11 protein-coding genes are annotated in these 10,914 nt (G+C 39.2%); all 11 read left to right on the forward strand.

The genetic code is table 11. From position 1 onward, the window contains the following. Positions 1 to 654, forward strand: a complete 654-nt coding sequence (locus ACJJVZ_RS07750; RefSeq protein ID WP_182702027.1) for a flagellar hook assembly protein FlgD — start codon at positions 1 to 3, stop codon at positions 652 to 654. Positions 655 to 680: 26 nt separating this feature from the next. Beyond that, complete coding sequence (locus ACJJVZ_RS07755) at positions 681 to 2,060, forward strand: flagellar hook protein FlgE (RefSeq protein ID WP_193155819.1); 1,380 nt, start codon at positions 681 to 683, stop codon at positions 2,058 to 2,060. Positions 2,061 to 2,071: 11 nt separating this feature from the next. Then, a complete protein-coding gene (locus tag ACJJVZ_RS07760; RefSeq protein ID WP_077535685.1) occupies positions 2,072 to 2,803 on the forward strand; it encodes a flagellar basal body rod protein FlgF in 732 nt (243 codons plus the stop codon). Positions 2,804 to 2,823: 20 nt separating this feature from the next. After that, positions 2,824 to 3,609 (forward strand): flagellar basal-body rod protein FlgG, encoded by a 786-nt coding sequence (flgG, locus tag ACJJVZ_RS07765; protein ID WP_077535684.1) that lies wholly within the window; start codon positions 2,824 to 2,826, stop codon positions 3,607 to 3,609. A gap of 2 nt (positions 3,610 to 3,611) precedes the next feature. After that, entirely contained in the window at positions 3,612 to 4,331 is a 720-nt protein-coding gene (locus tag ACJJVZ_RS07770) for a flagellar basal body L-ring protein FlgH (protein WP_138584240.1), read from the forward strand. Between the two features lie 17 nt (positions 4,332 to 4,348). Next, entirely contained in the window at positions 4,349 to 5,458 is a 1,110-nt protein-coding gene (locus ACJJVZ_RS07775; RefSeq protein WP_405599541.1) for a flagellar basal body P-ring protein FlgI, read from the forward strand. 12 nt (positions 5,459 to 5,470) lie between these two features. Next, positions 5,471 to 5,938 (forward strand): rod-binding protein, encoded by a 468-nt coding sequence (locus tag ACJJVZ_RS07780; protein WP_077535681.1) that lies wholly within the window; start codon positions 5,471 to 5,473, stop codon positions 5,936 to 5,938. 7 nt (positions 5,939 to 5,945) lie between these two features. Then, complete coding sequence (flgK, locus tag ACJJVZ_RS07785) at positions 5,946 to 7,253, forward strand: flagellar hook-associated protein FlgK (RefSeq protein WP_405599544.1); 1,308 nt, start codon at positions 5,946 to 5,948, stop codon at positions 7,251 to 7,253. An 11-nt stretch (positions 7,254 to 7,264) separates the two neighbouring features. After that, a complete protein-coding gene (gene flgL / locus ACJJVZ_RS07790; protein WP_405599546.1) occupies positions 7,265 to 8,161 on the forward strand; it encodes a flagellar hook-associated protein FlgL in 897 nt (298 codons plus the stop codon). 21 nt (positions 8,162 to 8,182) lie between these two features. After that, positions 8,183 to 9,208: a flagellin gene (locus ACJJVZ_RS07795; RefSeq protein ID WP_282130655.1), complete on the forward strand. Its 1,026-nt coding sequence runs from the start codon at positions 8,183 to 8,185 to the stop codon at positions 9,206 to 9,208. A gap of 398 nt (positions 9,209 to 9,606) precedes the next feature. Further along, positions 9,607 to 10,542 (forward strand): flagellin, encoded by a 936-nt coding sequence (locus tag ACJJVZ_RS07800; RefSeq protein ID WP_405599550.1) that lies wholly within the window; start codon positions 9,607 to 9,609, stop codon positions 10,540 to 10,542. Positions 10,543 to 10,914 lie beyond the last annotated feature (372 nt).

Consider the following 10,914-nt stretch of genomic DNA (forward strand, 5'->3'; position numbering starts at 1 on the left):
ATGCAAGTGAATACAACCAATCAAAATGCGCAAGATGCTGTTAATAGCAAAACTAACATTTCAGGTAATAGTTCATCTGCAGAAATGTCGACGATGTTTTTAGAACTTCTTGTTGCTCAAATTAGTAATCAAAATCCATTAGAACCAATGGATGGTACGGCTTATGTAAGCCAGCTCGCTGAGTTTTCAAATGTTGAATCACTACAAGGTATTAGACAAAACACCAGCACAGGGCTCGATTATATGAGCAGTTTAACTGTGCTTGAAGCAACGGGCATGGTTGGTCAGTCTGTTGATGTTAAAGCAAACAGTGTGGCGTTAGAGCAAGACGGTACTGTTGCAGGGTTAGTTAATTTAGATACACCAGCAGATTCGGTTACTGTTCAGTTATACAACCAAAATGGTGAGCTAATAGAAGAGAAAAACCTGCCATATTCTGGCGTGGGTGCACTTCGTTTTGCGTTTGATAACCAAGACGCAGGTGGATACGCTGTTAGGGCTTATGCAACAACATCAGGCATTCCAAAGCAGCTCGATACATGGCTAAGTGGGAATGTTGAGCGAGTATCGGTTGGTAAAACACCAGAAGATATTTTATTACAAGTTGATGGTTTGGGTAATTTTGGTCTCACTGAAATTAATCAACTGGCATAAGTAAAACTAAAAAAGGAATAAACAATATGTCTATGTTCAATATAGGTCTTAGTGGCCTTAAAAGTACACAAACCGGCTTAGAAGTAACAAGTAATAACATCGCAAACTCTGGCACTGCAGGATATAAAAATAATACGGCCGAGTTTGCTGCTGTTTACAACGGTGGTCAGCGTGGTGGTGTTAAAGTTGCTAATATTAAAGAAGATTTTGTAACGGGCGGTGAAATTGTTCGTACTGGTAATGCACTTGATATTGCAATTGATGGGCAAGGCTTTTTTGCAATATCAGAAAATGGTCGCACGGCTTATACCCAAGCAGGTCAATTTACGCTAGATAATAATCTGAATATCGTCAATGCGAATGGCTCCACATTGCAAGGGTTTGGCGTATCTGAAGCCGCAGGTGGAGAGACGACAATTGTATCGGGTGTTTTAACCGATTTAAAAATTGAAGCGTCTAATATCCCAGCTCAAGCAAGTACCTCTATTGATTTTAACGGTAATTTAAGTTCAGCAAGTGATATAATTTCATACCCTGTTGCACCGGCTCTTTTCGATCCTAAAGATGGTAGCCAGTATAACTTTTCTCAATCAACCGAAGTGTTTGACTCATTAGGCAATAGCCACGTGATGACCCAGTACTTTAATCACACGGGTAGTAATGAATGGCAAGCCATGTTCTTTTTAGATGGAAAGCCTTTAACTGAAACTCAACTAACAGGCGCTGGGCTTACATCAGGTATGTCTAGTACACCAGCAGTACCAGGAGCTAATGTTGGTAATCAAAGTGTTGATGATGGAACAGGGACTGCTGTTTCAGCTGGTGTTTTAAAGATGACGTTTGATACAAACGGTCAAATGATCCCTTATTCGACAACACCGGATGTAAGAGCTGTCAACTTATCTGTTGGTGTTGCGGGCGCTACTGCAACAACAAATGCTGAAATAAGTACTGGTGCTGCTGCTTTAGCCATAAACCTAAAATTTGATGGTACAACTCAATTTGGCTCTAGCTTTAGTGTTAATGAAAATGACGCAGATGGTTATACATCGGGTGCATTTTCTGGTGTTACAGTGGGCGATGACGGTAAAGTATTTGCAACGTTTACTAACGGCGAATCTAAATTACAAGGGCAAGTTGTTTTAGCCTCATTTGCAAACGTAGATGGGTTAGAGCAAGGCAGTAATACTGTGTGGTATCAAACTGAAGAGTCGGGCAGTGCACTTTACGGTGAGCCAGATAGCGGCTCTTTAGGTAAATTACTTTCGGGTTCATTTATGGGATCGAATGTTGATATTAGTGAGCAATTAGTTGGCTTAATGTCGTTTCAGCAAAATTATCAGGCAAATGCTAAAACAATCAGCAGCGCTGATGAAATGATGCAAATTTTGTTTAGTAACACTTAAGGAAGCTGATTGTGGAAAAATTAATTTATACCGCAGTTTCTGGTGCTGAACTAAATAATACAGCCTTACGTGTTGCCGCTAATAACTTGGCTAACGTCAGTACAGCTGGGTTTAAAGCTGATATGGAACAAGCTCAATCTATGATGGTTCAAGGTGGCGGATTTAGAACCCGCTACCTTGCTCAATTGACTCCTGTTACCACTGATTTATCGGCAGGTCCTGTGATGGATACGGGGCGTAATTTAGATATTGCTTTAAGTGAAGGTGGTTACCTTGAAGTCATGGATGATAATGGGAACCCAGCCTATACCCGAGCTGGTAACTTACTTGTTGATGCCGACGGTTTTGTAACTGTCAATGGTCGTCGTTTGCAAGGTGATGGGGGCGATGTACAGCTACCTGAGTTTGGCGAAATTGAGATTGGCTCTGACGGTATAATTAACCTTACGCCAATTGGCGGTGGGGTTATTGCAGAAGATGCCCGAATTAAGCTCGCCAGTACTGACGGAAACTTAGTTAAAGGCCCTGATGGGTTACTAAGAAGTCCTGATTTACAACAACTTGAAGCCGACGAGACAATTAAAGTAAGAACCGGCGCGCTCGAAGGCTCTAACGTAAATGCGGTAGCCGAAATGATAAAAACAATGAATATTAGCCGCCAATTCGAAATGAATGTAAAAATGATGAAGTCGGCAGATGAGCTCGCAACCAGCGGCAATAAACTTATTAGCGAACGTGGATAAAGAGAAAGAGGGAGTTAATCATGAATTCAGCATTATGGGTAAGTAAAACAGGTCTTGCAGCTCAAGATCTTAGAATGACCACTATTTCTAATAATTTAGCTAACGTAAGCACCGCAGGCTTTAAAAAAGACAGAGCCGTATTTGAAGATTTATTTTACCAAGTACAAAAACAACCAGGCGCTCAAGCGGATGATTTGAATCAACTACCTTCAGGTATCCAAGTTGGTACAGGTGTTCGAATTAACGGCACTCAAAAAGAATTTACTGAAGGAAGCTTTGAAACAACAAGTAATCAACTTGATGTTGCAATTGCAGGACAAGGTTTTTTTCAAATCGAAAGTCCAGATGGAGAGCTTTTGTTCTCTCGTAATGGCCAGTTTCAGCTTAATTCAGAATCATTACTAGTTAACAGCAATGGTTTACCTTTAGCGCAAAATATAGCGCTTCCAGAGGGAACAACAAAAGTGTCTATTGGCACGGATGGGTCAATTACAGCTATTGTTGGTAAAGAAGCGCAGCCAGTTGAGTTAGGTCAACTATTAACGGTTAATTTTGCCAATCCTGCGGGTCTGCAAAGCTTAGGTGGTAACTTATACCGTGAAACCGCAGCGTCAGGTGAGCCAGTAGAAGGAATACCTGGTGAAGAGGCGTTTGGTGCTTTACAACAGTTTACTATTGAAGGATCTAACGTGAGTGTTGTTGATGAAATGGTCAGTATGATTGCTGTACAACGTGCTTATGAAATGAATGCTAAAGTCGTTTCAGCTGCGGATGAAATGTTACGCTTTATAAATCAAAACGTATAATTATGAATAAGTTAGCTTTTTTAATCGTGTTTTTGTTGTTGGCAGGGTGCAGTAATGCCCCCTACAACAGAGAGTTTATTCAATGCGAAGTTGTTTATGGCGAAGTTAAATGCCCTCAAAACAAAAAAAAGAAAACACGTAAAGATTACGAGATCAGCCAAGAGTCTTATCAAGAAGGTTTAAACCATCAAGATGGCAGCTTATTTCAAGATAATTACATGTTTTCGCTTTATTCCGATAAACGCGCGTACAGAGTTGGTGATATTTTAACGGTTGTTTTAAACGAGCGAACTCAATCAAGTAAAAGTTCTGACTCGAGTTTAGACAAAAAAACTGATTTTGATGTCGGTGTTCCTCTTGCTGGTAATTTAAATGTCACCGATTTAAATTTAGGTGTCGGTTCAAGTACTAAATTTGATGGTGAAAGCAGTGCAAGTCAGCAAAACTTTCTTAGCGGTTCTATAACGGTTCGGGTTGAGCATGTTTTATCAAATAACTCATTAGTAATAAAAGGGCGTAAACAAATAAAACTAAATCAAGGCGATGAATATATCGAGATTGAAGGTTTAGTTCGCCCTGCTGATATTGATGTAAGCAATAGAGTGTCTTCTTTGCGAATAGCAGAGGCACAGATCAGTTATACAGGCAGAGGCACATTGGCTGATGCGAATAGACCAGGTTGGTTTACTACACTGTTTACTCGATTCTTAAATCCATTCTAGTGACGACTGAGGTTTTAATGAGATATTTATTACTGCTATTAATTAGCCTTTCAGGCTTTGTACCACAGGTAAGTTATGCAGCTAAAGCTAGACCATTATTAGATATGGTGGATGTATTAGGCGTTCGCGAAAATCAATTAGTTGGTTATGGTTTAGTGGTAGGTTTACCGGGCTCTGGTGATAAAGCACAAGTTAAATTTGCGGGTCAGTCATTGAGCAATATGCTAAAGCAATTTGGTGTTTCGGTTGATGAAAAAAGTTTACCAAAATCAAAAAATATTGCCGCCGTTGCAGTGCATGCAACACTTCCTCCTATGGGAAGCCCAGGCCAATTAATTGATGTAACAGTTAACTCTTTAGGCGACGCTAAAAGCTTACACGGTGGCAGCTTAATGTTAACGCCGCTAAAAGGTGTTGATGGCAAAATTTATGCACTGGCACAAGGTAACCTTGTTGTGGGGGGGATTAATGCCAGCGGTAAAAATGGCTCATCGGTGACAGTCAATGTTCCTACCTCAGGGCTTATTCCAAATGGCGCTATTATTGAACGCAGCGTAGCGGATATGTTTAAAACTCAACCCGATGTTGTATTAAACTTAAAAGCGCCAAATTATCAAACTGCCCGCAATGTAGTAAAAGCAATAAATAAAGTATTTGGCCCTGACGTAGCAACAGCCGAAAACTGGGGGCGGTTAGTGGTAAGTGCGCCAAGTGATGCAAACAGCCGTAATACCTTTATGTCGATGTTACAAGATATTGTGGTTGAGGAAGGTACTGAGAGACCAAAAATTGTATTTAATAGCCGCACAGGCACTGTTGTAATGAACGATACAGTGAGAGTGCATAAAGCTGCGGTTAATCACGGTAATTTAACGATTACCATAAGTGAGCAAGAAGGTGTGTCGCAACCAGGTCCATTTTCAAATGGACAAACTACGCCTACCCAAGCCAGTGATATTAGCGTTGAGCAACAGCAAAAAAATATGCTTTTATGGCCTGAAGGCACATCTTTGGACGAAATTGTTAAAGCGGTTAATGCACTTGGAGCTACGCCCGCAGAGCTAATGTCTATATTAATTGCTTTAGATAATGCCGGTGCACTTGAAGCTGAACTTTTAGTTATTTAATGGAATAACGCAATGAAAATAGAGACTCCACACACACTATCGCAATCATTGGCTATCGACCCAACTAATGTAGTTAATATAGCTAAAAATAGTACTGAGAGTGAAGGGATCAAACAAGCTGCTGAGCAATTTGAAGCCATATTTTTACAACTTGTTTTAAAAAGTATGAACAGTGCGACAGAAACAATGTCGGGTGAAAATGGCTTTTTTAATAGTAAAGAACAAGCACAGTTTAGAGATATGTACGATGCTCAAACAGCGCAGCATCTTGCATCTAAACATGAGCTCGGTTTAGCTGAAGCAATTATTAGACAATTTAACGAAAAAATAGAACCTATTGAAAATACATTTAAGAAAGACTTAATAGCGGTCGCTGATCCATTATATAAGAACAATGAAAAAGTTGAGCCTACCCAGAGTCATGATATTTATTCTGGTGCATCATTTACTCAATCATTGAATATTATTCCTATTAGGTAGTTAAATTATGTCGATGTTAAACAATGCATTAAGTGGACTTAATGCTGCAAATGTAGCGCTTACAGTTGCAGGGCAAAACGTTGCAAATGCAGCAGTGGAAGGTTATTCACGACAGTCTGTACAGTTTAAAACAACGGGTGTTCAATTAGGCGGCGTTGAGGTTTCTTCGGTAGATCGCATCGTAGATGCTTTTTTAAATGATGACATTTGGCGTACAAACTCTGACGCCTCATACTATAAAAACAAACAAACGTATTTAGGCTTTATTGAACAAGTTGTTGGTACAGACTCGCTTAATTTAAACGCCTCAATTACAACGTTAAGCAATGCATTAAATGCAGCATCAACGACACCTGACTCGCCAGCATATCGTCAACAGTTTTTATCAGCTGCTGAAGGTTTAATGCAAGATTTTGCGCAAATAAATGGCGCATTAGAGGGGCAATCAAAAAAGCTGAGCTCAGAAATGAGCAATGTGTCTCTTGAGGTAACGTCGCTTACCCAGCAAATAGCACAAGTAAATGGCAGTATTGGAAAAGCAATAGCAAACAACCAACCCAGTGCTGAATTAAAAGATAACCGAGAAAGATTAATCAGCCAATTGTCTGAACATATTGGCGTGTCTATTGTTGAACGTGATTCTGGCCTTTTAGATATTAGCACGTTAAGTGGTGCCCCTTTAGTTGTGGGTACTAAAGCTGCATCAATAAAGGTCAATAATACAGATGTTAGTAGTCATTTTTTAGGCCAAGAATTTAAACTCGATGAACATGTTGGTGGGCACTTTGGCGGCTTGATCAGCGCAGAAAAAGATATTATAAAACCTACATTAGCGAGCCTAAATAGCTTAGTAAAAGACTTAGCTGATGATGTTAATACAGCGCTAACTGCCGGGTTTGACTTAAATAATAATGCGGGTATTCCTTTATTTGAATATGATCCATTAAACCCGTTAGGTAGCATAAGTATTAATCCTAATATGGGTAAAGATGAACTCGCATTTAAAAACAGCAGTACAACAGGCCCCAGTGATAACTCTAATATTGCTGATATATTGTCGGCAATGACAGGTAAAGGAGAGCGATTTACTTTACTGGTAGGGGAGCTTGCAATTACGAGTAAACAAAATAAGACCAGTATCGCTACCGCGTCGAGTTTAAACACAAATGCAATAGCTGCGCGCGATAGCCTAAGTGGCGTTAACTTGGACGAAGAAGCTGCAAGTCTGATGCATTTTCAGCAAATGTACGGCGCTAACGCCAGAGTAATTAGCACAGCAGATCAAATGTTTAATGCTTTACTGCAAATGTTTTAAAGGAAAATATAATGCGAGTTAGTAGCCATCAATATCATTTAAATTCTATTCAAAACATCCAAACTAATGCTGGGATATTTAATGAAAAATCTGTTCAGCTTGGTAAAAATCAAAGAATACTAAAGCCATCAGATGATCCGCTTGGGACTGTAATGCTGATGAATTTAGGTTCAGAAATTGATTCGCTAGAGCAGTATAAAACGAATATGGATGCGGTTAATTATTCACTTGGTCAACAAGAAGTGCAGTTAACAGGTATTGTGAATCAAATTTATTCGTTGCAGAGCTTAATTACAACCGCTGCAGATGCATCTATGGGCGACTCTGAAATTAAAGCACTTGGACAAGATATGAGCATTGCTTTTCCGGCAATTGTTGATTTACTTAATGCGACAGATAGCGCTGGAAAATATTACTTCTCTGGGAGTAAAACAGATGACAAACCTTTTCAAATTGATGGTTCAGGTAACTACGCTTATAGCGGGGATAGCATAGTTAGGGAAGTATCTGTGTCTGATGATTCGAGTGTTATTAATAATATTATTGGTGATGCCCTCGACCCTAGTGCCGGCTTTTTAAATGCTATGAAAGACTATCTCGTTGATGTTAATAACCCGCCTGCCGGTGGCGTTGGTGCACAATCAAGAGTGATGATAGATAAGCTTGCAGGGTTTTTGAGCACCATTAGTGGTCAAGTCACTACAATTGGTGCAACAATGGCATCACTTGACTCAGTAACTACAAGTAATGAAGATATAAAAACTTTTACGGTTAATCTTCGTGACGATTTAAGCTCTTTAGACTATCCTGAAGCATTTGTATCATTAAAAGAGTCAGTGGCGGCTTACGAGTCATCAATGCAAGTTTATTCAAATGTAAGTAAACTCTCTTTGTTTTCGTATATTTAATTATAATACCAGGAACATACCATGCTCGTTAAAAGTAGCGAAAAAGTTCAATCTCTGGAGCCGGCTAATACAGCTAAATCTAGTGGCGTCGTTACATCTTCAAAAGATTCGGCTAATAATCTTTGGAAAAATAAGATTGTTGCTAAGCAAGAGCAGGTTCAGGTATTAACTAATTGGTCAATTCGAGGCGCTTTAAGTCAAGAGCTGGCAAAAGTAGAGCAAAGTGAAGCAACTATTCGTAATTTATTCATTGGCTTAGAAAGGCTTGCGCAACAACTCAATACGCAAGCCGCTAATACTAAACCTCAAGCAATGCAGCAGCGCGGTATCAGCTCGCAAATTACCATGTTACAAAATACGGCGAGTAGAAAAGGTTCTGGGCTCGACGCTCAATTAAGAACAAATGATCCAAGTAGACCAATTACACGCCAGCTTAATGCAAATATGGATCTTATAAGTAAACGTCCACATGATGAAAATATTCATCTACTTATGGGGAGAAGTGGTAAATCATTGAATTTAAGTTTACCTGCTAATCAGGATGAGCGTGCTAACTTTAGTGCTGTTCAAAGTGCATTTTCGCAGCATCAAATCAGTGTGGAATTGAGTCGTGAAAATCGATTACTGTTTAGTGCAAAAAAAGAAAACGCAGGCCCTTTGTTAGAACCATGGGTAATTAGTGGTCAAGGTGTGCGCGTAGCCGCCGGAAATCCAATTTCATTACAATTAAATGATATTGATAACCCTTTAAATGAACTTGCAAAAATAGCAGATAAAAATGCGTCTATCCAAGAACATAGAGATAGAATACAAAATGCACAACGCCATTTAAAAGCTAACTTAATGAAAGTTCAAGCTAAGAGGCAGCAGTTACTTGCCCAGCTACAGCAATTAGATACCGCAAGCTCACTTGATAACAGTGAAGCGCTTACAAATCTTAGCAGTAATGCTAAACAACAAATGCTCAGTGCCGGTGCTAATAGTGTAAGTGTTATCATGGCGCAAGCTAATGTAACGCGTAATATGGTGCAATATTCTCTTAATTAGCCTGAACTGTTTATAATAAACCTATCTCAAGCTGCTATTTCCAGTGCTGACAACGTTGAATTTACTTGCAATAAGCCCGTTATTGACGCATAAATCCGCCTTGTTCTCACTGACGTTTCTCAACCAAAATTCAGATTAATTAGTAAACTTTTGCATATAGAAATGCATCTCAAAGTTATAACTCAGAGATATCAATTTCCGATTTTTATAGCTATTACCATTCGATAAGCTCTGAACTCTTTCATAATTTTATTTTGTATTTAGCTGCTGTGACTTAATTTGTAAAAATAATCAAAATAAAGTTTAGTTTTTTCTAAACATGGTCGCTCTAAATGATTAGTCACTGCTATTTATGCTTTTAAAGTGTGGGTAGCGTTAAAAACATAAAGGAAATAAACATGGCTTTATCAATTCAATCGAATATGGCGTCAATGTCAATTCAAAACCAGTTAGGTCGTAGTAACAACGATTTATCTACCGCACTAGAGCGTTTAGGGTCTGGGTTTAAAATTAACTCAGCAAAAGACGATGCTGCAGGTTTGCAAATAGCATCACGCTTAAATGCACAAGTACGTGGTCAAGACGCGGCACTTTATAATTCAAATAATGCAATGTCGATGATGCAAACAGCGGAAGGCGCGTTTGATGAGATGACCAATATTGCTTACCGTATGAAAGAGCTTGCAACGCAAGCTGCCAATGGTACAAATGGTGGTGATGAAGGTATTGCACTAAATGCTGAATATCTAGCATTAGGTGATGAGTTAGCAAGCATTATGCAAAACACTAGCTTTGGTGGTACTAAGTTACTTGCGATAGATGTAGCTGCTAATGTAGCTGCTGGCGCTGGTGTAAGGGCCACCACTGCCTCTGCTGTAGGTAAGTTTTCAAATACAGCTGCACCCGCAGTAACATTCCAAGTTGGCTCATCTACAGCTGAGACACTAGATGTTAACGTATTTGCTGCGCTTAATACTATTCACACAACACTTGGCACTAAAACGGGTTCTCAGACTGGAATGAGTAACCTTTTAACTCCGGCTGGTGCAACGACCGCGACAACTGGTGCTATGGACGTTATTGATGGGTTGATTAAAAACATTGGTACTGCACGCTCGTCTCTAGGTGCGTCAATGAATCGTCTTGATCATACAATGAATAACGTAACAAACATGAAAGAAAACACCCAAGCAGCGGCTTCTACGCTAATGGATGCTGATTTTGCAGCTGAAACGTCGAATATGACAAAGCAGCAGTTGCTTATGAATTCAGGTATATCTGTGCTTAGTACAGCAAACAGCACAACACAAATGATTGGTTCATTACTTCGTTAATAGTTTAACGATAGGTTACATAAACCAAGTAACCGATTAAAAAATACCAAAACAGCTGCATCTTTGATGGGGCTGTTTTTGTTTAGACAGTGCTCGGATAAAATTGAAAAAAAAGGTTACTAAGTCTTTTTTGAAGCTGCATGTAGTTTGATAGATATATAATTATTTTCACCTGTATTAATAAATCAAAATAAAGTTTAGTTTTTTCTTAATGTGGTCGCTCTAAATGATTAGTCACTGCTATTTATGCTTTTAAAGTGTGGGTAGCGTTAAAAACATAAAGGAAATAAACATGGCTTTATCAATTCAATCGAATATGGCGTCAATGTCAATTCAAAACCAGTTAGGTCGTAGTAACAACGATTTATCTAC

This window comes from Pseudoalteromonas sp. Ld19 (assembly GCF_045064135.1).
Lineage (GTDB): Bacteria > Pseudomonadota > Gammaproteobacteria > Enterobacterales > Alteromonadaceae > Pseudoalteromonas > Pseudoalteromonas aliena.